Source organism: Mycobacterium sp. E1715, from assembly GCF_001667625.1.
Lineage (GTDB): Bacteria > Actinomycetota > Actinomycetes > Mycobacteriales > Mycobacteriaceae > Mycobacterium.
The window spans coordinates 1-22,540 of the sequence record NZ_LZJJ01000572.1 but is presented as its reverse complement, the minus strand read 5'-3'; the positions used below and the strand labels follow the sequence as shown (position 1 = coordinate 22,540).

The 22,540-nt window shown below is 69.5% G+C and carries 21 protein-coding genes, 3 tRNA genes and 1 pseudogene; 9 read left to right on the top strand and 16 right to left on the bottom strand.

What is annotated here, in order from left to right:
* Nucleotides 1-3: 3 nt before the first annotated feature.
* The 9 genes from secE to A9X03_RS27830 all read right to left on the bottom strand — a co-directional run bounded on the left by secE (nucleotide 4) and on the right by A9X03_RS27830 (nucleotide 2,971).
* Nucleotides 4-459 carry a preprotein translocase subunit SecE gene (gene secE / locus A9X03_RS27870; RefSeq protein ID WP_067757424.1) on the bottom strand — a complete coding sequence of 152 codons (456 nt, stop codon included), beginning with the start codon at nucleotides 457-459 and terminating at the stop codon, nucleotides 4-6.
* Between the two features lie 146 nt (nucleotides 460-605).
* Nucleotides 606-678: transfer RNA gene (locus A9X03_RS27865), tRNA-Trp, on the bottom strand.
* Nucleotides 679-822: 144 nt separating this feature from the next.
* The gene (gene hadC, locus A9X03_RS27860) at nucleotides 823-1,320 is read right to left on the bottom strand and encodes a (3R)-hydroxyacyl-ACP dehydratase subunit HadC (RefSeq protein WP_067757422.1); all 498 of its coding nucleotides are present in this window, start codon (nucleotides 1,318-1,320) and stop codon (nucleotides 823-825) included.
* Between the two features lie 4 nt (nucleotides 1,321-1,324).
* Nucleotides 1,325-1,753 (bottom strand): (3R)-hydroxyacyl-ACP dehydratase subunit HadB, encoded by a 429-nt coding sequence (gene hadB, locus A9X03_RS27855; RefSeq protein ID WP_067274995.1) that lies wholly within the window; start codon nucleotides 1,751-1,753, stop codon nucleotides 1,325-1,327.
* Nucleotides 1,740-2,219: a (3R)-hydroxyacyl-ACP dehydratase subunit HadA gene (hadA, locus tag A9X03_RS27850; protein ID WP_067757420.1), complete on the bottom strand. Its 480-nt coding sequence runs from the start codon at nucleotides 2,217-2,219 to the stop codon at nucleotides 1,740-1,742. The genes hadB and hadA overlap by 14 nt, the downstream gene beginning before the upstream one ends.
* Before the next feature lie 50 nt (nucleotides 2,220-2,269).
* The gene (rpmG, locus tag A9X03_RS27845; protein WP_007167776.1) at nucleotides 2,270-2,437 is read right to left on the bottom strand and encodes a 50S ribosomal protein L33; all 168 of its coding nucleotides are present in this window, start codon (nucleotides 2,435-2,437) and stop codon (nucleotides 2,270-2,272) included.
* Between the two features lie 45 nt (nucleotides 2,438-2,482).
* A tRNA-Met gene (locus A9X03_RS27840) sits at nucleotides 2,483-2,556 on the bottom strand.
* 52 nt (nucleotides 2,557-2,608) lie between these two features.
* A tRNA-Thr gene (locus A9X03_RS27835) sits at nucleotides 2,609-2,681 on the bottom strand.
* A gap of 80 nt (nucleotides 2,682-2,761) precedes the next feature.
* Nucleotides 2,762-2,971, bottom strand: coding sequence for a type II toxin-antitoxin system VapB family antitoxin (locus A9X03_RS27830; protein WP_067757413.1), 210 nt, complete (start codon nucleotides 2,969-2,971; stop codon nucleotides 2,762-2,764).
* A 110-nt stretch (nucleotides 2,972-3,081) separates the two neighbouring features.
* Here A9X03_RS27830 and A9X03_RS27825 point away from each other — a divergent pair, with 110 nt between their 5' ends.
* The 3 genes from A9X03_RS27825 to A9X03_RS27815 are packed head-to-tail and all read left to right on the top strand — an operon-like array spanning nucleotide 3,082 to nucleotide 5,405.
* Nucleotides 3,082-3,795 carry an MBL fold metallo-hydrolase gene (locus A9X03_RS27825; RefSeq protein ID WP_067757404.1) on the top strand — a complete coding sequence of 238 codons (714 nt, stop codon included), beginning with the start codon at nucleotides 3,082-3,084 and terminating at the stop codon, nucleotides 3,793-3,795.
* 60 nt (nucleotides 3,796-3,855) lie between these two features.
* Nucleotides 3,856-4,689, top strand: coding sequence for a hypothetical protein (locus A9X03_RS27820; RefSeq protein WP_067757401.1), 834 nt, complete (start codon nucleotides 3,856-3,858; stop codon nucleotides 4,687-4,689).
* Between the two features lie 20 nt (nucleotides 4,690-4,709).
* Nucleotides 4,710-5,405, top strand: coding sequence for a crotonase/enoyl-CoA hydratase family protein (locus A9X03_RS27815; protein ID WP_067757396.1), 696 nt, complete (start codon nucleotides 4,710-4,712; stop codon nucleotides 5,403-5,405).
* 194 nt (nucleotides 5,406-5,599) lie between these two features.
* Here the strand turns inward: A9X03_RS27815 and cynS are convergent, their stop codons facing one another.
* Genes cynS through A9X03_RS27800 form a run of 3 tightly spaced genes read right to left on the bottom strand, consistent with a single transcriptional unit; the run spans nucleotide 5,600 to nucleotide 7,399 of the window.
* Entirely contained in the window at nucleotides 5,600-6,055 is a 456-nt protein-coding gene (gene cynS / locus A9X03_RS27810) for a cyanase (protein WP_067757393.1), read from the bottom strand.
* Between the two features lie 53 nt (nucleotides 6,056-6,108).
* On the bottom strand, nucleotides 6,109-6,858 hold the full coding sequence (locus A9X03_RS27805) for a class I SAM-dependent methyltransferase (protein ID WP_067757388.1): 750 nt from the start codon (nucleotides 6,856-6,858) through the stop codon (nucleotides 6,109-6,111).
* A 25-nt stretch (nucleotides 6,859-6,883) separates the two neighbouring features.
* Nucleotides 6,884-7,399, bottom strand: a complete 516-nt coding sequence (locus A9X03_RS27800; RefSeq protein ID WP_067757462.1) for a nitroreductase family protein — start codon at nucleotides 7,397-7,399, stop codon at nucleotides 6,884-6,886.
* Nucleotides 7,400-7,578: 179 nt separating this feature from the next.
* On the opposite strand from A9X03_RS27800, the gene A9X03_RS27795 reads away from it, so the two are divergent.
* From A9X03_RS27795 to recD, 4 genes are read left to right on the top strand one after another with little or no spacing between them, the layout of a single operon-like run.
* Nucleotides 7,579-8,445: a cyclopropane mycolic acid synthase family methyltransferase gene (locus A9X03_RS27795; protein ID WP_067757383.1), complete on the top strand. Its 867-nt coding sequence runs from the start codon at nucleotides 7,579-7,581 to the stop codon at nucleotides 8,443-8,445.
* Nucleotides 8,446-8,484: 39 nt separating this feature from the next.
* Nucleotides 8,485-11,757, top strand: a complete 3,273-nt coding sequence (gene recC, locus A9X03_RS27790; protein WP_067757380.1) for an exodeoxyribonuclease V subunit gamma — start codon at nucleotides 8,485-8,487, stop codon at nucleotides 11,755-11,757.
* A 1-nt stretch (nucleotide 11,758) separates the two neighbouring features.
* Complete coding sequence (gene recB / locus A9X03_RS27785) at nucleotides 11,759-15,076, top strand: exodeoxyribonuclease V subunit beta (RefSeq protein ID WP_067757377.1); 3,318 nt, start codon at nucleotides 11,759-11,761, stop codon at nucleotides 15,074-15,076.
* Nucleotides 15,073-16,782 carry an exodeoxyribonuclease V subunit alpha gene (recD, locus tag A9X03_RS27780; protein ID WP_068263980.1) on the top strand — a complete coding sequence of 570 codons (1,710 nt, stop codon included), beginning with the start codon at nucleotides 15,073-15,075 and terminating at the stop codon, nucleotides 16,780-16,782. Before recB ends, recD begins: the two co-directional genes overlap by 4 nt.
* Before the next feature lie 13 nt (nucleotides 16,783-16,795).
* Here the strand turns inward: recD and A9X03_RS27775 are convergent, their stop codons facing one another.
* Together A9X03_RS27775 and A9X03_RS27770 are read right to left on the bottom strand one after the other, a co-directional pair.
* Entirely contained in the window at nucleotides 16,796-17,356 is a 561-nt protein-coding gene (locus A9X03_RS27775; protein WP_067754737.1) for a phospholipase D-like domain-containing protein, read from the bottom strand.
* A 13-nt stretch (nucleotides 17,357-17,369) separates the two neighbouring features.
* Nucleotides 17,370-18,488 carry a DUF2235 domain-containing protein gene (locus A9X03_RS27770; protein ID WP_067754740.1) on the bottom strand — a complete coding sequence of 373 codons (1,119 nt, stop codon included), beginning with the start codon at nucleotides 18,486-18,488 and terminating at the stop codon, nucleotides 17,370-17,372.
* 88 nt (nucleotides 18,489-18,576) lie between these two features.
* On the opposite strand from A9X03_RS27770, the gene A9X03_RS27765 reads away from it, so the two are divergent.
* A complete protein-coding gene (locus A9X03_RS27765) occupies nucleotides 18,577-19,344 on the top strand; it encodes a TVP38/TMEM64 family protein (RefSeq protein WP_067754743.1) in 768 nt (255 codons plus the stop codon).
* A gap of 56 nt (nucleotides 19,345-19,400) precedes the next feature.
* On the opposite strand, the gene A9X03_RS27760 is transcribed toward A9X03_RS27765, so the two are convergent.
* A complete protein-coding gene (locus A9X03_RS27760) occupies nucleotides 19,401-20,324 on the bottom strand; it encodes an NAD(P)-dependent alcohol dehydrogenase (protein WP_231972830.1) in 924 nt (307 codons plus the stop codon).
* A 173-nt stretch (nucleotides 20,325-20,497) separates the two neighbouring features.
* Entirely contained in the window at nucleotides 20,498-21,445 is a 948-nt protein-coding gene (locus tag A9X03_RS27755; RefSeq protein ID WP_067754806.1) for a class I SAM-dependent methyltransferase, read from the bottom strand.
* Between the two features lie 158 nt (nucleotides 21,446-21,603).
* On the opposite strand from A9X03_RS27755, the pseudogene A9X03_RS27750 reads away from it, so the two are divergent.
* A pseudogene (locus A9X03_RS27750) lies at nucleotides 21,604-22,540 on the top strand (TIGR00374 family protein); the annotation flags it as partial.

Below are 22,540 nucleotides of genomic sequence, written 5' to 3'. Positions count from 1 at the left end.
CGCTCAGCCGAACACCAGCAGCACGAGCTTGGTGAGGCCGAAATCCGCGAGGCCGACCAGCGCCACCATGAAGGCCAGGAACGCCAGCACCACCGACGTGTAGGTGATCATCTGCTTGCGGTTCGGCCAGATGACCTTCCGCATCTCCGCAACCACCTGCTTGAGGTAGTTGAAGACGAAGACGAACGGGTTGGCCGAACGGTCTCCGGGCTTCTTCGGCTTCTTGCCCTTCTTGGCCTTCTTGGCTTTGGCGCCCTTGTCCTCCTTGGCGGCCTCGGCCTCGTCCGCCGACTCTACGTCGACGTCCTCGCCCGCGTCGGCCACCCGCTGCCGGGATCGTTTGCCGGTCGGGCGCTGCGGCCGCGTCACCACAGCGGTCCGGCCGCCGCTCGCGCGGTCGTCCTCCCTGTCGGCGCCGTCGCTTGTGGCGTCGTTGGCAGCGTCGCCTTCGTCGCTCACCGCATGCTCCTTAAGTTTGCCGGTCTCCCGCGGGCCGTCCCGTGGTGAACGGCCACTATTCCAGTGTCCACCATGGCACGCCTTTCTATTGTCCGGCTCCTCCTCGGGCCGGGGCGGCCCGCATCGTCGCCAGACGTCGCGTTCAGCAGGGGCGACAGGACTTGAACCTGCAACCTGCGGTTTTGGAGACCGCTGCTCTGCCAGTTGAGCTACGCCCCTTCGCGGTTGGCAGGCCAACCTGCGCTTACCTACCGGGGCTTACATGACACGCGCGCCCCCCGGTTGCTCGAATCCCGGAAAGCGCGCTAATGCTGGGAAAACCCCGAGGTCCGAGTGTACATCGACGCGCGAGCCAGATACTAATTACGCCGTTCTCATGACCTGGCCGGACTCCGGGTCCCATTTGAGGTTCTCCGACTCGGCGTACTGACTCATCAGCGTGGTGTAGGACTGCAGGACCACCCGGCCCTGATCGTCGGTGCAGGTGTTCCTGGTGACGACGATGTCGGCGCCGAACCGCTCGTCGACCGAGTGGATGTCCATCCGGGCCCACAGCTTGTCGCCGGCCTTGATCGGCCTGGAGAACACGAACCGCTGGTCGACCTGGACGATCACCAGGTTTTCCATGCCGATGTCGACGTGGCGGAAGAAGTCCAGCTGGACCAGCTTGGCGAAGATCGTCGCGAAGGTCAGCGGCGCCAGGATCGCGTCGTGGCCGAGTTCGGCGGCCGCGTCCTCGTCGTAGTGGGCCGGGTGGCGGTCCTTGACGGCCAACGCGAATTGGCGGAGTTGTTCGCGGCCCACGACGAAGTAGTCCGGGTACCGCCAGATCATCCCGCGGATGTCGGTCTTGAGCGCCATGGGCTTAAGCGAGGGTCGCGGACGCGATGGCCCTGCCGAAGATCTTCTTGCCGCCGGTGGTGGCCGTCAACGCGATGGTCACGGACTTGGTCTCCGGGTCAGCCGACTTCACCCGGCCGTTGAAGACCAGCTCGGCGCCCTTGCCGTCGTTCGGCACCGGCACCACCGCGGTGAACCGCACGTTGTACTCGGTGACCGCGCCGGGGTCGCCGATCCACGCGGTGACATAGCCGCCGCCGATGCCCATGGTCAGCATGCCGTGCGCGATCGCGGTGTCCAGGCCGACGACCTTGGCCATCTCGTCGTCCCAGTGGATCGGGTTCAGGTCACCCGAGACGCCCGCGTAATTCACCAGGTCCTGACGGGTCAGCGGGTAGGTCCGCTCCGGGAGCTGATCGCCCACCTTCACCGAGCTGAACTCACGCAGTGGCATCAGAAAATCCCTCTTCTCCATCCTCGCCCGCACGGCCCGCCAGGGTCGTGTAGGTCTCTTGCACAACATCACCGGCCTCGTTGGTGATGATGTTCTTGGTCACGATGATCTGGGTGCCGTGCGAAACCCGCATCGAGTCGACGTAGACGTCGCAGTACAGCGTGTCGCCCGCCACGATCGGCGCCATGAACTTCAGCACCTGGTCGACCTGCACGATCTGCGCGTCGTGGACGGCAACGTTCGCGTGCTTGAAGAACGCCGACTGCGCCTTGTAGCCGAATACGCAGATGAACGTCAGCGGCGCCAGCAGGCCGGCATAGCCCAGCTCCGCGGCCGCCTTCTCCTCGAGGAACATGGCGTCGTCGTTCTGCACGGCGACGGCGTACTCACGGATCTTCTCCCGCTCCACGACGTAATGGTCGGGATAGCGGTAGTGCATCCCGACGATGCTCTCGCTTAACGGCACGGCTCTAAAATCTACCTAGTCAGGGGCGAATAACGGGTCGCGGGTCGCCGCTAGCGCGTTTCCCGGTGGGCCTGGTGCTTGCCGCAGTTCGGGCAGAACTTCTTCAGTTCCATGCGGTCCGGGTCGTTCCGGCGGTTCTTCTTGGTGATGTAGTTGCGGTGCTTGCACACCTCGCAGGCCAAGGTGATCTTCGGCCGGACGTCGGTACTGGAAGCCATGACGGTTCTCTCTCAACTCTCTAAAAAGTGCGCGTTGTTGTGTTGTAGCGATGGCCGGACTCGAACCGGCGACCTAACGATTATGAGTCGTTCGCTCTAACCGACTGAGCTACATCGCCTCTGGCCACCCCTTTTGGGGTAGGGCCGCCCACGCCTGCTCGGCGTCCGCCGAGCCCCCTAACGGAATCGAACCGTTGACCTTTTCCTTACCATGGAAACGCTCTACCGACTGAGCTAAGGGGGCCGTTCACCCGAATCGGACGCGGTGCCGCGGGCCTAAAAGAGGGTACAGCCTGGCCCGCAACCGGACCAAACCCACGGGCGCTACGGGGCGGCGCCACCGCTGGGACGGGGCCGCCAGGCGCTCAGGTCGCTGAACTCGTCGTACTCCTCGGCCGGTTCGTCGGCGTCGGCCTCGGTGAGCAGGGTGCGCAATGCCAGGTTGACGGCCTCGCGGGCATCGGCCAGATGGAAGCGGCGGATCGCCTCGTCGATCAGATCGACGTCGATCTCGATTTCGACCTTCTTCCTCATGCGCCAACAATACCCAGCGGGCGTGAGCCCAATCGCTGCTCGCGGGCGGTGTCCGGCAAAGTTCACGCCGGGGCCGTGGCCCCCGGCCGGGCACGCCCTAGTCTGGTCACGTGTCAACGGACCGGCTGTACTTTCGCCAACTGCTCTCCGGCCGCGACTTCGCCGCCGGCGACATGTTCGCGACCCAGATGCGCAACTTCGCCTACCTGATCGGCGACCGCCAAACGGGCGACTGCGTGGTGGTCGACCCCGCGTACGCGGCCGGTGATCTTCTCGACACGCTCGAGGCCGACGACATGCACCTGTCCGGAGTGCTGGTGACCCATCACCATCCCGACCACGTCGGCGGATCGATGATGGGCTTCTCGCTGCAGGGCCTGGCCGAGCTGCTGGAACGCAAAGCTGTGCCGGTACACGTCAATACCCATGAGGCGCAATGGGTTTCGCGGGTGACCGGGATCAGCCTGGGGGATCTCACCGCCCACGAGAATCACGACAAGGTCAGCATCGGCGACATCGAGATCGAGTTGCTGCACACACCCGGCCACACGCCCGGCAGTCAGTGCTTCCTGCTCGACGGTCGCCTGGTCGCCGGTGACACGTTGTTCCTGGAGGGCTGCGGGCGCACCGACTTTCCCGGCGGCGACTCCGACGAGATGTACCGCAGCCTGCAGCAACTCGCGACATTGCCCGGTGACCCGACGGTCTTTCCGGGGCACTGGTATTCGGCGGAACCGAGCGCTTCGCTGTCGGAAGTCAAGCGTTCCAACTACGTGTATCGCGCCGCGGACCTCGCCCAATGGCGAATGTTGATGGGCGGCTGACGGTCGCTCGACCACAACGGGCCGGCCACCGGCCTGTGATATAAGCGGAGGGTGGATTCCATGGGGTGGATCCAGGACAGCTGGCACGGGATCACAAACGTCGGATCCAGCACCTGGATTGCGTGGGCGGCGTGGGCGGCGATTGCGCTCGCCGCCATCACCCTGGTCTTCACCAACAGGCAGATCACCCGCAACCGCCGGCTGGCCGCGGAGCAGACGCGCCCGCAGGTCTCGATGTTCATGGAACCGCACCCCGCCGACTGGCACGTGATCGAGCTGGTGGTCAGGAACTTCGGCCAGACCGCGGCGTACGACGTCACATTCTCTTTCGTCAACCCGCCGACGGTGGCCGAGTACGAGAACGCGACCGACGGCTACGCCGACGTCGTCGAACTGCGGCTCCCCCGCGAGCTGCCGTACCTCGCCCCCGGCCAGGAATGGCGGATGGTGTGGGATTCGGCGCTGGACCGCGCCGAGATAGGCAGCGGCATCGAGTCCCGCTTCACCGGCACGATCAGCTATTTCGATCAACCCGAGCGTCCGCGCGGCTGGCGGTTCTGGGAACGCGACCGCCATCCGCTGGAAACTCAGGTGACGCTCGACTGGGATTCCCTGCCGCCCGTCCAGCGCATCGAGCTGATGACCACCCATGATCTGGCGAAGCGGGAGAAGCAGAAGCTGGAGCTGCTGCGCGGCCTGCTCACCTACTTCCACTACGCGAGCAAGGAAACCCGCCCCGAGGTGTTCCGCGGCGAGATCGAACGGATCAACGGCGCCGTGCGGGAAACGCAGGACAGATGGCGCACCCGCCAGCTCGACGACCCCACCGATGTCAGCCTGCGCTGGAGTGAGGCCCCGGACGACCTGGGCAAACACCACAGCCAGCCGGCGTGACGGCAAGGAGCCCAGCAACGATGAGCGGCCCGGTCCACTACAGCCTCAAGGATTCGATCGCGGTCATCCGGATGGACGACGGCAAGGTCAACGCCCTGGGCCCGACGATGCAGCAGGCCCTGGGCGAGGCGATCGACCGGGCCGAGGCGGACAACGCCGGGGCGCTGGTGATCACCGGCAACGAGCGGGTGTTCAGCGGCGGGTTCGACCTGAAGATACTGACGTCCGGCGAGGCGCAGCCGGCGATCGACATGCTGCGCGGCGGCTTCGAACTGTCCTACCGGCTGTTGTCGCATCCCAAGCCGGTGGTGATGGCCTGCACCGGCCACGCCATCGCGATGGGGGCGTTCCTGCTCGCGTCGGGCGACCACCGGGTGGCCGCGCACGCCTACAACATTCAGGCCAACGAGGTGGCGATCGGCATGGTCATCCCGTACGCCGCCCTGGAGATCATGAAACTGCGGCTGACGCAGTCGGCGTACCAGCAGGCCGCCGGGCTGGCCAAGACGTTCTTCGGCGAGACGGCGCTGGCCGCCGGCTTCGTCGACGAGATCGTGCTGCCGGAGATGGTGGTGAGCCGCGCCGAGGAGGCCGCGCGCGAATTCGCCGGTCTGCGCCAGCACGCCCACGCCGCAACGAAACTGCGCGCCCGCGCCGACGCGCTCAAGGCCATCCGCGCGGGGATCGACGGCATCGAGGCCGAGTTCGGCCTGTAGGCGCGCGGGCGCGCTGCGCCAACGCGATGCTGAAGGATGAGCTGAACGGCGAACGCGGTGGCCGCTGCTGGCCGCCACCGCGTTCCCTTCGCCTCCTCGACGCCAGTGTGACACGCGCGCGAAGCGTCGTCACTTCACCGGTTCCGCGCCGCCGCCGGAAAGCGCGGGGTCTACCGGTTCGGTCGCAGGCGTTTTCAGTTCGCCGCCGAAACCCATTGATAGGGAAGGAATTTCCCGTCAAGGGTCACCACGACGCGATCACCGGACGGGTGCGGCTTCTTCTGCAGGTCGACGCTGAAGTTGATCGCGCTCATGATGCCGTCGCCGAACTGTTCGTGGATCAGCTCCTTGATGGCGCCGCCGTAGACCTGCAGGGCCTCGTAGAAGCGGTAGATGGTCGGGTCGGTCGGCACCGCGGTCGGCAGCCCGCCACGCATCGGCGGCGCCGCCAGCACGGGTACCACCGACTCGTCCAGTCCGAGCTTCTCCACGAGAACCCGTGCCGGCTCGGGGGGAATGGGGTGTTGACCCAGCAGCGCCGCGGTGGTCCATACCACCGGCCTGCCGATGGCGTCGGCCAGCTGCTGCCACGTCAGGCCGCGCCTCAGCCGCGCCAGGACGATCTGCTCGGTGATCTCATGTCTGTTCATAGCCCCCAAGCATGCCCGGGACCGGGGGCGCGTACCTCCGGGACCGCCGGCGCTCACGCCGGCTTCGTCGCGGTGACCAACCGGGTGGCGAACCACGGACCGCCGTAGTACATGCGCCATCCGAGGTTGCGGCGACGCACGTTTCGCCAACCCAGCTCCCGTAGGTGCGCGGCGTGCTGACGGGTCTCCCAGAGGTCCGCGATCGCCAGCCGGCCACCCGGGCGCAGCACCCGAACCGCCTCGTCGAGGGCCTTGCGCCGGCCCGCGCCCGTCGGAATGTTGTGGATGGCCAGGTTGCTGACGATCACGTCGACGCTCGCGTCGGCGAACGGCAGGGCGGTCATGTCGGCGGTGCGCACCTCGACGCGATCGGCGACGCTCTCCAACGCCGCGTTGGCCAGGGTCGCCTCCGGGGAGTTGTCGGTCTGGTCGGCATGCCACAGATCGACCCCGATCGCGCGGCCCCGCGGCAACCGCTTCGCCGCGGCCAGCAGCACCGCCCCCCGTCCGCAACCGAGGTCGAGCACCGTTTCGTCGCCCGTAAGCCGAAGCTCGTCGAGCACCCGCGCCCACACCACGAACTTGCCCACCCGCGTGGCGTAAACGTAAAGGGTTGCGCTCGAAGCGATTCCGGCCGCCGACGTCGCCGCCAGCGCGGCGGTCAGCCGCTTGCCGCGCGCCCAGCTCAGCGCGGCCCACCCGGCCAGCGCGGCGGTTTGGGCGGCCAGACCGATCGCCTGCAAGCGCACGGAGAGGGTGTGAAACGAGCCGTCGATTCCGTAGTCGCCCCGGTGGTCGTGCACGGTGACGAGCCTACGGCGGCTTGCCTCACCAACGCCCGTGGTGGACCACCTCGGCGAAGGGGCGCCGGTTCGGCTTGCGGATCGGGGTGAGCGGACGGTCGGCGGGATACCCGACGCCGAGCAGGAAGGCGACCAGCCGGTCCCCGGGGACGCCCAGGATGGCGCGCGCCTTCTCCTGGTCCCCCACCGACGAGTGGCCCGTCCCGATCCCCAGGTCCGTGGCCGCGATCATCATCGCCATCGTGGCCTGGCCGACGTCGTAGTTGTCGGTGATCACCCGGCGCTCGTCGGGCGGAACGGGCACGACGATCGCGATCGCGGCCGCGGCGGCGGCGATGTGACCGGCCCCCTGCCAGACGGTCGACAGCTCCTGCAGCTGCGCCCGGTCGGTGACGATCACGAAGTCCCACGGTTGCCGGTTCTTCGCCGACGGCGCGCGCCAGCCGGCCTCGGCGATGCGGTTCAGGTCCTCCTCGGAAACCGGCTCCGGCCGGTACTGCCGGACGTTGCGCCGGGCGCGTATCGCGTCCCAAGCCTCCATGTGTCCCTCCTCGTTTTCCACCTGACCCCCGGTAAACAGGGGTAACGTCGTCGGAATTCCCCGCGTACGGGCACGCCGAAGTTTTATTCCGGCCCATTCGGGAAGCCATGGTGAACCAGCTGCGCCGCGCGCTCGTGTACAGCTGAATGGCCCCGGATGCAGAAAGGCGCGTAGCCGGCATGACTGAGAACCTGACGCCGCATTTCGAAGACGTCCAGGCACACTATGACCTCTCCGACGACTTCTTCCGGCTTTTCCTCGACCCCACGATGACCTACAGCTGCGCATACTTCGACCGCATGCGCGACATCCCGCTGGAAGAGGCGCAGCTGCGCAAGATGGACCTGGCTTTGGGCAAGCTGGGGTTGCGGCCCGGGATGACCCTGCTGGACGTCGGCTGTGGCTGGGGCGGCACGATGCGCCGCGCGATCGAGAAATACGATGTGGACGTCATCGGCCTGACGCTGTCCGAGCACCAGGCCGCCCACGTGCAGAAGCTGTTCGACGCGATGGACACCACGCACAGCAGGCGGGTGCTGCTGCAGGGCTGGGAACAGTTCGACGAGCCCGTCGACCGGATCGTCTCCATCGGCGCGTTCGAGCACTTCGGCTACGACCGCTACGACGACTTCTTCCAGAAGGCCTACCGCGTCCTGCCCGACGACGGAGTGATGCTGCTGCACACGATCACCATGCTGACGCCGGAGCAGATCGTCGAGCACGGCCTGCCGATGACCGAGGAGCAGACCAGCTTCAACAACTTCATCGCCACCGAGATCTTCCCGGGCGGCCAGCTGCCGCCGATCGAGATGGTGGAGTTCCACGCCTCGAAGATGGGGTTCAACCTGGCCCGCAGGCAGTCGCTGCAGCTGCACTACGCCCGCACCCTCGACCTGTGGGCGGCGGCGCTGGAGGCCCGCCACAGCGAGGCGGTCGCGATCCAGTCCGAAGAGGTCTACCAGCGATACATGAGGTACCTGACCGGTTGCGCCAAGGCGTTCCGGGACGGCTACATCGACATCAATCAGTTCACGCTGGCCAAGTAACCCACTCGTGTCGGTGTCCGGGGCTATCGTGGCACCGCGATGTCGCTTCATCTCCACCGCGCCGAGCGCACCGACCTCCTTGCCGACGGCCTCGGCGCCCTGCTGGCCGACCCGCCGACCGACCCCTTCACCGAGGAACTGGTGCTGGTGCCGGCGCGCGGCGTCGAACGCTGGCTCAGCCAGCGGCTGTCACATGTGCTCGGCCGCGCCCGCGGCGGTGACGGGGTGTGCGCCGGGGTGGCGTTCCGCAGCCCGGCGTCCCTGATCGCCGAACTCACCGGCACCGCCGACGAGGACCCGTGGTCGCCCGACGCGATGGCGTGGCCGCTGCTGGCCGTGATCGACTGCTCGCTGGACGAGCCGTGGTGCCGCACGCTGGCAACGCATCTGGGTCACTTCGCGTCGACGGAGGCGGAGGCCGAGCTGCGCCGCGGGCGCAGATACTCGGTGGCGCGCCGGCTGGCCGGCCTGTTCGCCTCGTACGCCAGGCAGCGTCCGGGGCTGCTCGCCGATTGGCTGGCCGGCGAGCGGGGCGACCTAGACCCCGACCTGGCCTGGCAGCCCGAGCTCTGGCGGGCGCTGGTGGACGCGGTGCCCGCCGATCCCCCGCACGTCCGCCATCAGCGGGCCGTGACCCGGCTCCGCGGGGGCCCGGCCGACCTGCCGGGGCGGCTGTCGCTGTTCGGGCACACCCGGTTGGCGTGCACCGACGTGGAGCTGCTGGACGCGTTGTCCACCCACCATGACCTGCACCTGTGGCTGCCGCATCCCAGCGACGAACTGTGGCGCGCGCTGGCCGGCGCCCGGGGGGCGATCCCGCGGCGCGCCGACACCGGCCACCGCAGCGTGAACCATCCCCTGCTGGCGACGCTCGGGCGCGACCTGCGCGAGCTGCAACGCGGCCTGCCCCCCGACCCGCGCACCGACGAATACCTGCCCGCGCCGGAGCGGCCCGACACGCTGCTCGGCTGGCTGCAGTCCGACATCGCCGCGAATGCCGTTCGGCCACAAGGGCGTACGCTCGCCGACGACGACCGATCGGTGCAGGTGCACAACTGTCACGGTCCGGCGCGCCAGGTCGACGTCCTGCGCGAGGTCCTGCTCGGCCTGCTGCAGGACGACCCGACACTGGAGCCGCGCGACATCCTGGTGATGTGTCCGGACATCGAGACGTACGCGCCGCTGATCGTCGCCGACTTCGGGCTCGGCGACGTGGTGCGCGGCGCGCATCCCGCGCACCGGTTGCGGGTGCGGCTCGCGGATCGCTCACCGCTGCAAACCAATCCGCTGCTCGGCGTCGCCTCGCAATTGCTGGCGCTGGCGGGCAGCCGGGTGACCGCCAGCGAGGTGCTCGACTTCGCCGAGGCCGCGCCGGTGCGGGCCCGCTTCGGTTTCACCGACGACGACCTGGAGGCCATCACCCGCTGGGTCCGCCAGGCCAACATCCGGTGGGGGTTCGACCAGGAGCACCGACGGCCCTACCACGTCGACTTCGTACACAACACTTGGCGTTTCGGCATCGACCGGGTGCTGGCCGGCGTCGCGATGTCCGACGACTCGCACGCTTGGATCGACGCCACACTGCCCCTGGACGACGTCAGCAGCAACCGCGTCCAGTTGGCCGGCCAGCTCGCCGAATTCGTGTCGCGGCTGCAGCGCGTGGTCGACTCGCTCACGGGCACCAGGCCGTTGCGCGACTGGCTGGCCGCGCTGGCCGACGGGATCGAGCTGTTGACCCGTGTCGACGACGCGGACCTGTGGCAGACCGGCCAGATGCAACGGGAATTCGCTTCGACGCTGGCCGACGCCGGGCCGCGGGCCGACACACCGCTGCGGCTGCCCGACATCCGGGCGCTGCTGCAGGGACGCCTGGCGGGGCGCCCGACGCGCGCCAACTTCCGCACCGGCACGCTGACGGTGTGCACGATGGTCCCGATGCGCTCCGTGCCGCACCGGGTGGTGTGCCTGGTCGGCCTCGACGACGGGGTGTTCCCCCGGCTCGGCGTCGTCGACGGCGACGACGCGCTGGCGCGCGACCCGATGACCGGCGAACGCGACATCCGCTCCGAGGATCGGCAATTGCTGCTCGACGCGGTCGGCGCGGCCACCGACAAGCTGGTGATCACCTACACCGGCGCCAACGAGTACTCGGGCCAGCCGCGCCCACCGGCGGTGCCGCTGGCCGAACTGCTGGACACGCTGGACATGACGGTGTCGGGCGAGAAGATTCGCGGGCGCATCGTGGTCGAACATCCGTTGCAGCCCTTCGACATTCGCAACGTCATCCCGGGCAGGCTGGTGCCGACGGTGCCCTTCAGCTTCGACCCGACCGTGTTGCGGGCGGCCAGGGTCGCCGCGGGCGAGCGGGGCGAGGCACCCCGGTTCATCGCGGGACCGCTGCCGCCACCGCCCGCCGACGACGTCATCCTGGCCGACCTCGTCGGCTTCTTCAAGGATCCGGTTAAGGGCTTCTTCCGCGCGCTGGACTTCACCCTGCCGCGGGACGTCGACGGCGTGCAAGACGCGATGCCCGTCGACCTCGACGCCCTCGAGGAGTGGACCGTCGGCGACCGGATGCTGGGCGACATCCTGCGCGGGTGGACGCCGGACGATGCCCGGCAGGCCGAGTGGCGGCGGGGCACGTTGCCGCCCGGCCAACTGGGCTGGCGCACCGCGACGGAAGTCCGCGACCAGGCCGCGCTGCTGGCGGCCAAAGCGCAGCAATACCGGGGGGCCGACGCCCGGGCGTATGACGTCGACGTCGATCTCGGCTCCGGGCGCAGGCTCACGGGCACGGTGTCGCCGGTGTACGGCGAGCGGCTGGTGTCGGTGACGTACTCCAAGCTGGACGGCAAGCACCTGCTCGAGGCGTGGATCCCGTTGCTGGCCTTGATCGCTCACGACCCGGGCCGGGACTGGTCGGCGGTGTGCGTCGGCCGCCTGAAGCGGGGCATCACCCCGCGGGTCGAGGGGTTGGGACGGCCGCGCGACGACGCCCTGACACTGCTGCGCGAGCTGGTGGCGGTCTACGACGCGGGCCGCCGGGAGCCGATTCCGCTGCCCATCAAGACGTCCTACGCGTGGGCGGCCGCGCGGCACTGCGGCGACGATCCGCTGCGCGAGGCGCAGTACCGGTGGAAGTACGAGCACGAGGAGCCGGCGCACCTGCGGGCCTGGGGCAAGAACACCCGGCTGTCCGATCTGATGCGGCCCGTGCGGCCGGGTGAGGAGTTCGACGGCGAAGACACCCGGTTGGGCGCCTACGCCGCGCGGGTCTGGCTGCCGATGCTGCGGGCCGAAAGGAAGCCCTGAGATGGGGCAGGTGACAGAGCGCTTCGATCTGCTCGGCCCGCTGCCCGCCGATCGGTCGACCACGGTGCTGCAGGCCAGCGCGGGCACCGGCAAGACGTTCGCGCTGGCCGGCCTGGTGACCCGCTACCTCGCCGAGGGCGCCGCGACGCTGGACCAGATGCTGTTGATCACGTTCGGCCGGGCCGCCAGCCAGGAGTTGCGTGAACGGGTCCGCGGCCAAATCGTCGCCGCGGTGGCGGCTTTCGACGACCCGTCGGCCGCCGGCGACAACCAGTTGGTGGCATACCTGCTCGACGGCACCGACGAGGAACGCGCAGCGCGCAGGCAGCGGCTCCGCGACGGGCTGGCGGGCTTCGACGCGGCGACCATCGCCACCACCCACCAGTTCTGCCAGCTGGTGTTGAAGTCACTGGGCGTGGCCGGCGACACCGCCGCGAACGTCACGCTGCTGGAAAGCGTCGACGAGTTGATCGTCGAGATCGTCGACGATCTGTACCTCGCCCACTTCGGGCGCGAGCGCGACGATCCGGCGCTGGCCTATCGCGAGGCGCTGCGCCTGGCGCGCGAGGTCGTCAAGAACCCGTCGACGCAGCTGCGGCCGCTGAACCCCGAACCCGGATCGCGGGCCGCCGTCTGCGTGACGTTCGCGAAAGACGTTCTGGCCGAACTGGACACCCGCAAGCGCCGGCTGGGCGTCCTGGACTACGACGACCTGCTGAGCCGGCTCGCCGACGCGCTGGCCACCGACGATTCCCCCGCTCGGGTGCGCATGCACCACCGCTGGCCCATCGTGATGGTCGACGAGTTCCAGGACACCGACCCGGTGCAGTGGCAGGTGATCGACCGCGCGTTCAGCGGGCGCTCCACGCTGATCCTGATCGGTGATCCCAAGCAGGCCATCTACGCGTTTCGTGGCGGCGACATCGTGACCTATCTGCGGGCGGCCGAGACGGCGGGCGAGAAGAGGACGCTGGCCACCAATTGGCGCAGCGACGCGGCGCTCGTCGAGCGCCTGCAGGTGGTGCTGCGGGGCGCCCAACTCGGCGATCCCGCGATCGTCGTGGACGACGTCGACGCCTACCATCGGGGCCACCGGCTCGCCGGCGCCCCGCACAACGACCCGTTCCGGTTGCGGGTGGTCCAGCGAGCGACCCTGGGGCGCAGCGGGATTCAGAACCTGCCCATCGACGAGCTGCGGGCCCACATCGGCGCCGACCTGGCCGCCGACATCCGCGCCCTGCTGGCGGCCGGCGCGACGTTCGCGGGCAGGCCGCTGCAGGCCCGCGACATCGCCGTGATCGTGGAGAAGCACAAGGACGCGGCCGCCTGCTTCAAGGCGTTGTGCGACGCGGGCGTGCCGGCGGTGTACACCGGCGACTCCGACGTTTTCGGCTCGGACGCGGCCGAAGACTGGCTCTGCCTGCTGGAGGCGTTCGACCAGCCGCACCGCCCGGGAATGGTGCGCGCCGCGGCGGCCACCATGTTCTTCGGCGAGACCGCGGAATCGTTGGCGGCCGGCGGTGACGCGCTGACCGACCGGGTCGCGGAAACCCTGCGGGAGTGGGCCGGCCACGCGCGCGAGCGCGGCGTCGCCGCCATCTTCGAGGCCGCGCAGCTTTCGGGGATGGCCGACCGGGTGCTGGCCGCCCGCGGCGGCGAACGCCACATGACCGACCTGGCGCACGTCGCGCAGCTGCTGCAGGACGTCGCCCACCGCGAGCGCTCCAGCCTGCCGGCGCTGCGCGACTGGCTGCGCAGGCAGCGCGAGGAACGCGCCGGTGCGCCCGAACGCAACCGGCGCCTGGACAGCGATGCGGCCGCGGTGCAGATCATGACGGTGTTCGTCAGCAAGGGCCTGCAATACCCGATCGTGTATCTGCCGTTCGCGTTCAACCGCAACACCCAGGACCGCGACGTGGTGTTGTTCCACGACGCCGGCGTGCGCTGCCTGCACATCGGCGGCAAGGACAGCCCGGACTTCAAGGCCGTCGAGGTACTCGGCCGCAAGGAGGACGCCAGCGACGACAGCCGCTTGACCTATGTGGCCCTGACCCGGGCCCAGTCGCAGGTCGTCGCGTGGTGGTCGCCGGCGTTCGACGAACCCAACGGCGGGCTGTCGCGGCTGCTGCGCGGCCGGCGGCCTTCAGAGCCGTGCGTGCCCGACCGATGCGAGCCGGCGAAGATCCCCGACGACGACGCCCTGGACCGCTTGCGCGAATGGGAGGCGGCGGGCGGCCCGGTGATCGAGCGGTCGGTGGTGGCCGCCGCGCCGTCCGTGCCGCCGGCGCCGGTGCCGGCCGACCTCGACAGCCGCCACTTTCACCGCGCCATTGACACCGGGTGGCGGCGCACCTCCTACTCCGGCCTCATCCGGGTCGCGGAAAACTCCGCGGGCGCGGGCGTCAGCAGCGAGCCGGAGGTCACCGAGCTGGACGACGAGGCCGGCGAAATACCGTTGGCGCAGAACGCGTCCGGGCGCCAGGTGCCGTCGCCGATGGCGGACCTGCCGATGGGCGCGAAGTTCGGCACGCTGGTGCACGCCGTGCTCGAGACGGCCGACCCCCTGGCCACCGATCTGGCCGCCGAGCTCGAGGCGCACATCCGCACCCACTCGGTGTGGTGGCCGGTCGACGTGCCCGCCGACGAGCTCGCGGCGGCCATGGTGCCCATGCATGACACGCCGCTGGGACCGCTGGCCGGCGACCTGACGCTGCGGCGCATCGGGCTCTCGGACCGACTGCGCGAGCTGGACTTCGAATTCCCGCTCGCCGGTGGCGATCTGCGTTCCACCGCACCCGAGATCCGGCTGGCGGACACGGCCGCGTTGTTGCGTGCGCACCTACCGGCCGATGACGCGCTGGCGTCCTATGCCGACCGCCTGGCCAGCCCCCCGCTCGGCGACCAGCCGTTGCGCGGCTATCTGACCGGTTCGGTCGACGCCGTGTTGCGGGTGCCCGACGGCGGGGGGCACCGCTACCTGGTCGTCGACTACAAGACCAACTGGCTCGGCGACCCCGACCGGCCGTTGACATCCGCCGACTACGACCGGCCCCGCTTGGTTGAGGCGATGCTGCATTCGGATTATCCGCTGCAGGCGCTGCTGTACAGCGTTGTGCTGCACCGGTTCCTGCGGTGGCGCGTGCCGGGATACGACCCCGAGGCGCATCTCGGCGGTGTCCTGTACCTGTTCGTGCGCGGAATGTGCGGCGCGGCCACCCCCGTGGTCGGCGGTCATCCGTCGGGAGTGTTCAGCTGGCGGCCGCCCGCCTCGTTGACAGCCGAGCTGTCGGACCTGCTCGATGGGAGGGCGGTCGCGTGACGCTGGAGGCGATCACCGCCGAGGGCCTGCTGCGGACGTACACCGACGCCGGCGTGTTCGAGGCCGCCGACGTCCATGTGGCGCAGCGGCTTACGGCGCTCGCAGGCGAGCCCGACGAGGGCGTCGCGCTGGCGGTCGGGCTGCTGGTGCGGGCGCTGCGCAGCGGTTCGGTGTGCGTGGACCTGCGGGCGGTGGCGGCGCAGGTCGGCGCCGCCGACCTGCCGTGGCCCGACCCGGCCGGCTGGATGGCCGCCGTGCGAGCCAGCCCGCTGCTCGGGTCCCCGCCGGTGCTGCGGCTGTTCGGTGAACTTCTGTACCTGGACCGGTACTGGCTCGAGGAACAGCAGGTGTGCGCCGACCTGCTCGCGCTCTCCATGCCCGGGGTAAGGGGCGACGCCCCGGACTTGGATCGGCTTTTCCCCCCGGGTTACGAGGAACAGCGTGCGGCCGCGGAAATAGCTGTCTCGCAAGCGGTTACGGTGCTTACTGGGGGCCCCGGGACGGGCAAGACCACGACGGTGGCGCGGTTGCTGGCGCTGCTCGCCGCGCAGGCCGAGAGCGCCGGGTTGCCGCGGCCCCGAATCGCGCTGGCCGCACCGACGGGCAAGGCCGCGGCGCGGCTCGCCGAGGCGGTCGCCGCCGAGGTGCAGAGGCTGGACGCGGCGGACCGGGGCCGGCTGGCCGGGCTGCCGGCGACGACGCTGCACCGGCTGCTGGGTTCGCGGCCGGATACGTCGGTGCGGTTCAAGCACAATCGCGGCAACCGGCTCCCGCACGACGTGATCGTCGTGGACGAGACGTCGATGGTGTCGCTGACGATGATGGCCCGGCTGCTGGAGGCGGTGCGGCCCGATACGCGGCTGATCCTGGTGGGCGACCCCGACCAGCTGGCCTCGGTGGAGGCCGGCGCGGTGCTGGCCGACCTGGTGGACGGGCTGACGGCGCGAGCCGACGTGCGGGTGGCGGCGCTGCGCACACCGCATCGATTCGGCGAGTCGATCGGCGCGCTGGCCGAGGCGATCCGGGTCGGCGACGCGGACCGCGTGATGGGGCTGCTGCGGGCCGGCGGCGAGCACGTCGAGTGGCTCGATTCCGACGGGCCGGCCGACCGGCTGCGCCCGGTGCTGGTATCGCACGCGCTGCGGGTGCGGCAGGCCGCCGTCCTCGGCGCCACCGGGGCGGCGCTGGCGTCACTCGACGAGCACCGGCTGTTGTGCGCGCACCGGCGGGGCCCCTACGGAGTGGGGCACTGGAACCGGCAGGTAGAGCGCTGGCTCGCGGAGGAGACTGGTCAGCAACCGTCGTCCGCGTGGTATGCGGGCCGGCCATTGTTGGTGACCGCCAACGACTATGGGCTCAAGGTCTACAACGGCGACACCGGGGTGGTCGTGGTCGGCGACGACGGGTTGCGGGCGGTCATCGCCGGCGCCACCGGAACGTTGAGCTTCGCGACCAGCCGGCTCACGGACATCGAGACCATGCACGCCATGACGATCCACAAGAGCCAGGGCAGCCAGGCCGGCGAGGTGACGGTGCTGATGCCGCCGGAGGATTCGCGGCTGCTGACCCGGGAGTTGTTCTACACGGCCGTGACCCGGGCGAAGGCCAAGGTCCGGGTGGCCGGCACCGAGGCGTCGGTGCGGGCGGCCATCGACCGCCGGGCGGTGCGCGCGAGCGGGCTGGCCCAGCGGCTGCAGTCGTCCTGAGTGCGGCGTCGCCCTAGTGCGCGCCTCCGGATTGCGCGCCGGCGGCCATCTGCTTGAGCATCACGTCGTGGATGATGTCGATCCGCGAACGGGCCTCCGCGCAGACATACGGGTCGCGGATCACGGTGAGTTGGTTGTCCTGCTTGGATTCTCCGCCGGTGGACCAGTTGGTCGAACCGGTGATGACGTCGACGCCGTCGATGATCACCATCTTCAAATGCATGATCGCCGACTTCTCGCTGTGCCCGATGGCGATGCTGTTGCCGATCTTGTCATTGAGCCACGGGGCCAGCAGAGCCCGCTCCGACTTCCCCGCGGCCTGGGTGGAGTCGAGACTCATTTGCACGTACATCTTTTCGTCCTTCAGCGCCGACTGCAGCACCGAATTCAGTTCGGCGTCATCGTAGCCGTACATCGCCACCACGATGCTTTTGTTGGCCGCCGTCAGCAGGGCCTTGAGCGCCTCGTGCACCTGGTCGACCGGGCTGTAGAAGGTTCGCGTGTCGTCGGGGTAGCCGGGCGGGAACGGCGCGGCTTTGTATTGGTCCAACTCGGCGAGCGAACGCAGTGCCATGGCGGTTTCTCCTTTACATCGCGGGAGACGTCCAGTCGGCCGGGTCGGCGCTGAGCCGTTGCGCCTCCTCGGTCAGGTTCGGTAAGTAGCCGGGGTTGTCGCGACGGCGCACCAGCACGCTCGGATGCACCAGCGCGTCGGGACCCATCGGCCGGCGCCGGCAGCCGACCAGGTACCAGAGCTTGCCGTTGTGGTGGATCGGCGCGTCCGCGAAGTCTTCGGTCACCGCGCACTGCTGCCGGTAGGCCGCTGCGTCGATCGCGAGTTCGCCGGCGATTCCGTCGGTGACCCACTTCAGCGCGATCGTCGCGAGCCGGTGATCGGGCATGAACGTTCCGCCGACGTCGGCGTGCACGCCGGCGAACCAGCGTTCCTCCAGCCCCAGCGGATGGCGTTCGACAAGGTATTCGCGATAGGGCCGGCGACGTTCGTCGATCGAGACGGCGTGGCGGATGCGCGCGACGTTGGGCAGCGAGCGGGTGTAGGGCCAGCGCAGGTTGCCGAACCTCAGGAAGCCGGCCGCCTTCACGGTGTCCCACAGGCCGAGGTAGGCGACCGGCACCGCGTGGTGCCAGACCTGATTTGGGCTGTTCTGCCGCACAGTCGAAAACAGCGGCTCGCCCTCGGTGCGCCAGCAGAACGCGCGGGCGAACTCGGCCCAGTGGGCGTACTCGTCCTCGGTGAAATATCGGTTGATGGCGTACTTTTCGACCGCGTACGGCAGCAGGTTCTCCGAACCGGGCCGCAGCAACCCCGGCCGCAGCAGCATGCCGGCCAACGCGCGCGCGGTGTAGGCGCCGCGGCTGAAGCCGAAGATGTAGAGCGCGTCGCCCGGGCGCCAGTGCTGCATCACGTACCGGTACGCCTGCGCCACATTGCCTTTCAGGCCCAGGCCGAACGCCTTCTCGATCAGCAGGTCGATTGTGCGCGACAGCGACGAGTGCGCCGATGCGGGCGCCAGCGTGCCGACGCCGGGGTCGTAGTAGGCGAGTTGGGCGGCCGGATCGTCCTTGTCCAACATCTCGAACAGCTTGGCGACATTGGTGAGGTTGCCGGCCCCGATCTGGTTGGCGGTGCCGTCGAGGCAGACGACGATCCGCTTGCCGCGCGGTCGCTCAGGGTGCTCGGACATCTCGAAGAACGCCTCTCACAGGTATGCGACTCCCTGATGTGTGGCACTCTACGACGGCCGCGCACGGTGCGGAAGAATCGCGGTCAGCATGGACAACAACAACGACGACGACGACGACTCCGCGCCGACACCGGCACCCGCATCCCGGCGCGTCCACATCGTGCGCCTCGGCGTGTTCGTCGCCTTCCTGCTCCTGATGTTCTACCTGGTGGCCATCGCGCGCGTCATCCACGTGGACGACGTGCGACGCGTGGTCTCCGCGACGGGGCCGGCCGCGCCGCTGGCCTACGTGCTGGCGTCGGCCGTGCTCGGCGCGCTGTTCGTGCCGGGCTCGATCCTGGCCGCGGCCAGCGGACTGCTGTTCGGCCCCCTCCTCGGCATCTTCGTGACGCTCGGCGCGACGGTAGGCACCGCGATCGTCGCGAGCCTCATCGGCCGGCGGGCCGGGCGCGACAGCGCCCGGGCGCTGCTGGGCACCAAACGCACCGACCGCATCGACGCGCTTATCGAGCGGCGCGGGCTGTGGGCGGTCGTCGGCCAGCGATTCGTCCCGGGCATCTCCGATGCGCTCGCGTCGTATGCCTTCGGGGCGTTCGGGGTGCCCTTGTGGCAGATGGTCATTGGCTCGTTCGTCGGTTCCGTGCCGCGCGCGTTCGTCTACACCGCGCTGGGCGCGTCGATCGGCAACCGATCGTCGCCGTTGGCGTACGCGGCGATCGCGGTGTGGTGCGTGTCGGCGATCGTCGGCGCGTTCGCCGCGCGCCGCGGATTTCAACGGTGGCGCGCCCACGCGCGCGGCGCCCAAGGAGAGGGCGGCGACGACGATGCACCTCAGCGGTCCGGCCGCCACCGATAGATGACAGCGTCGCGGTGGTGAGCGGCTCGAGGCAGCGAGGCAACCCCCGACGCTGGTCAGCCCACTCGGATGACGATCTTCCCGAGGTGCGCGCCTTCCGCGATTCGGTTGAACGCCGCTGCGGCATCATCGAATTCGAAAACCCGGTCGATCACCGGCTGCATTCCCGTGGCGCCGACTGCGCGCACCAGTTCCTGCGTATCGCCGCGGTCCCCGACCGTGATCGACCGGGTTGTCGCGCCGGCGCCCTTGAGGAGGAAGTAGTCGATGCCGGGGTTGGCTTCACTGAGGAAGCCAATCAGCGTCACCTCTCCGCCAATCGCGACCGCCCGTAAAGACTGGTCGATGGTGGCTGGGCCGCCGACTTCGACGACGCGATCGACGCCTCGGCCGTCGGTCAGGGCGCGGACCCGCTCACTCCACTGCGGGTGGTCGCGGTAGTTGATGACATCGTCGGCCCCCAACGCCGTCAGGGCCCGTGCTTTCTCGAGGCTCGACGTCGTCGCGATGACCCGAGCACCCAGCAGTTTGGCCAGTTGAAGGGCAAAGACGGAGACACCGCCCGAACCGAGGGTCAACACAGTCTGGCCGGCGCGGATCGGCGTGGGGCCGCCCAGCGCATTCCAGGCGGTGACAGCCGCGCAGGGCAGTGTCGCTGCCTGTTCGTCGGTCAAGGCGTCCGGCGTGGCTACCACCGATTCCCGCGATACCACTTTGTATTCGGTGAGCCAGCCATCTTGCCCGCTGCCGTAGCTGTCGGAGTTCGCCGTCGCCGGTAGCGGGCCGCCGAACCACCTGGGCTGGAATATGCTCATGACGCGGTCGCCCGGGTGGTAGTCGTCAACGCCTTCACCGGCCTCGGCCACTTCGGCGGCAGCGTCGCTGCACGGCACGAGACCGGACTTGCTGTCGCGCACGTAGCGCCCCAGCGGGATCGCGATGTCGCGATAGTTCAGTGACACCGCCCGGATCTTGAGCAACAGTTCACCGCGTTGCGGGGCGGGGATGGGCTCGTCACTCATCTCCAGACCGTCGAGTCCACGTGAGTTGTCGAATCGGTATACCCGCATCGGGGCGCTCCTTACCTGGGGCGGTGCGCTAGGGCGTGACCACGTGAGCGCGCGATCCACTACCGCGGATGCCGCGCCCTGCTCTAGCTCTGCGGGCGCTCCGCGGCCACGAACAGGTTGCCCGGCACCGCATCCGCGACCTCCGTGGCCGCCGTGCGCGCGTAGCCGGCCATCAGCTCGTCGGCCGGCGTGACCGTCACGCTCCAGCCGTGGCGGCGGAACCAGTCGCCGACGTCCTCGCGCTCCTCGAAGTACCACAGCTCGTCGGTCCTCGGCACCTGCCGGTCCGGGTCGACGCGCGCCATCAGCGCGCGGACCCGGTCCATCCGCTCGCGACGCTTGGCGCGGAACTCGGGGTCGAGGAACTTCGGTCCGAGCGCCTCCACGGCCACCCGGCTGCCGGGGGCGGTGAGCGCGTGCACGCGGTCGAACAGCAGCTCCTGGGCGGTGGCCGGCAGGTAGGGCATCAGCCCCTCGGCGGACCACACACTGGGCGCCGACGGGTCAAAACCCGCGTCGCGCAAGGCCGTCGGCCAATCGTGGCGCAGGTCGACCGGGACGGCGACCCGGTTGCACGCGGGCTCTGCCCCGTGTTCGGTCAGCGTCGACAATTTGAAGTCCAGCACCCGGGGCTGATCCAGCTCGTAGGTCGTCGTCCCGTCCGGCCAGGACAGCCGCCAAGCCCGCGCGTCCAGGCCCGCGGCCAGGATCACCGCCTGACGAATTCCGGCGCGCGTCGCGGCGAGGAAGAACTCGTCGAAAAACGCCGTCCGCGAGGCCATGTAGCCGACCATCGCCTGCATCTGCAGCGGCAATTCGGGTTCGGCCTCGATGAGTTCGTCCGGTAGCTGCGGTGCCGAATGCCAGTTCCACACCCCGTCGCCTGCGGCGTCGAGGAAGACCTGCGCGAACGGGTCCCGGATCAACGGGTTGTCGCTTCGCGTCTCCGCGGCGCGCGCCGACGCCACGCCCAGTGCGGTGGCCCCCACGCTCTCGGTGATCTCCCAGCTGTCGTTCTCGGTCCTGGCCACGCGCATCCCCTCGAATCGATAGTTCGCCTACATACTCGACCGTACGCGCGCCGGATGGGTGGGAGCTATCGCGTAACCGGCTATCCGGTTAAGTTGTCGGCGAGCCGGCAAGCGGCAATTGTTTGCGGCGCCGAACGGATCCGAAGGATCGTTACACCATGCGAGTCGACGGGCGCGAGGTCATCGTTTCCGGCAGCTTGCTGCAGCCGCTGACCCGCCGCACCAACGACATCCTGCGGCTCGCGGCGAGCGCGACCTTCCTCGCCGTGGTGATCACGAGTTCGCTGATCACCCGGCCGCAGTGGGACGCGCTGGAGAAGTCGATCTCGCAGATCGTCGGCGTGCTCTCCCCGCGGCAGTCCGATTTGGTGTACCTCGCGTACGGCGTGGCGATCCTGGCCCTGCCGTTCATGATCCTGATCGGCCTGGTCGTCGGCCGGCAGTGGAAGCTGCTCGGGGCGTACGCGGCCGCCGCGGTGCTCGCGGCGCTACCGCTGTCGATCGGCGGCAACGGGTTTTCGGCGCCCCGCTGGCACTTCGACCTCTCCGAGCGGCTGCAGACCGTGCTGGGCCAGTTCCTCGACGACCCGCGCTGGATCGGCATGCTGGCGGCGGTGCTGACCGTCTCGGGGCCGTGGCTGCCCGCGCGGTGGCGGCACTGGTGGTGGGCGCTGCTGCTGGCCTTCGTGCCGATCCACCTGGTGGTCAGCGCCATCGTGCCGGCGCGCGCCCTGCTGGGCCTGGCGGTCGGGTGGCTGGTCGGCTCGCTGGTGGTGCTCGTGGTCGGGACCCCCGCGCTCGAGGTGCCGCTCGAGGCCGCGGTCCGCGCGATGGCAAGGCGCGGGTTCGTGGTCACCCGGCTCACCGTGGTCCGCCCGGCCGGCCGCGGCCCGCTCGTCCTCTCGGCCGGCTGTGCGGAGCCAGACGGCGCCGCGGTCGTCGAGTTGTACGGACCGCATCAGCGCAGTGGCGGCGCACTAAGGCAGCTCTGGATAAAGCTGCGGCTGCGCGACACCGAGACCGCGCCGCTGGTGACCTCGATGCGCCGCGCCGTCGAGCACCGCGCCCTGATGACGATCGCCATCGGGGAGGTGG

Bases quoted from the DNA above. Each gene is read 5' to 3' on its own strand.
- hadC (WP_067757422.1), bottom strand. From the start codon at position 1,320: ATGGCGCTCAAGACCGACATCCGCGGGATGATCTGGCGGTACCCGGAC.
- hadB (WP_067274995.1), bottom strand. From the start codon at position 1,753: ATGCCACTGCGTGAGTTCAGCTCGGTGAAGGTGGGCGATCAGCTCCCG.
- rpmG (WP_007167776.1), bottom strand. From the start codon at position 2,437: ATGGCTTCCAGTACCGACGTCCGGCCGAAGATCACCTTGGCCTGCGAG.
- A9X03_RS27830 (WP_067757413.1), bottom strand. From the start codon at position 2,971: ATGAGGAAGAAGGTCGAAATCGAGATCGACGTCGATCTGATCGACGAG.
- A9X03_RS27820 (WP_067757401.1), top strand. From the start codon at position 3,856: ATGGGGTGGATCCAGGACAGCTGGCACGGGATCACAAACGTCGGATCC.
- A9X03_RS27815 (WP_067757396.1), top strand. From the start codon at position 4,710: ATGAGCGGCCCGGTCCACTACAGCCTCAAGGATTCGATCGCGGTCATC.
- cynS (WP_067757393.1), bottom strand. From the start codon at position 6,055: ATGAACAGACATGAGATCACCGAGCAGATCGTCCTGGCGCGGCTGAGG.
- A9X03_RS27800 (WP_067757462.1), bottom strand. From the start codon at position 7,399: ATGGAGGCTTGGGACGCGATACGCGCCCGGCGCAACGTCCGGCAGTAC.
- A9X03_RS27795 (WP_067757383.1), top strand. From the start codon at position 7,579: ATGACTGAGAACCTGACGCCGCATTTCGAAGACGTCCAGGCACACTAT.
- recC (WP_067757380.1), top strand. From the start codon at position 8,485: ATGTCGCTTCATCTCCACCGCGCCGAGCGCACCGACCTCCTTGCCGAC.
- recB (WP_067757377.1), top strand. From the start codon at position 11,759: ATGGGGCAGGTGACAGAGCGCTTCGATCTGCTCGGCCCGCTGCCCGCC.
- A9X03_RS27775 (WP_067754737.1), bottom strand. From the start codon at position 17,356: ATGGCACTGCGTTCGCTCGCCGAGTTGGACCAATACAAAGCCGCGCCG.
- A9X03_RS27770 (WP_067754740.1), bottom strand. From the start codon at position 18,488: ATGTCCGAGCACCCTGAGCGACCGCGCGGCAAGCGGATCGTCGTCTGC.
- A9X03_RS27765 (WP_067754743.1), top strand. From the start codon at position 18,577: ATGGACAACAACAACGACGACGACGACGACTCCGCGCCGACACCGGCA.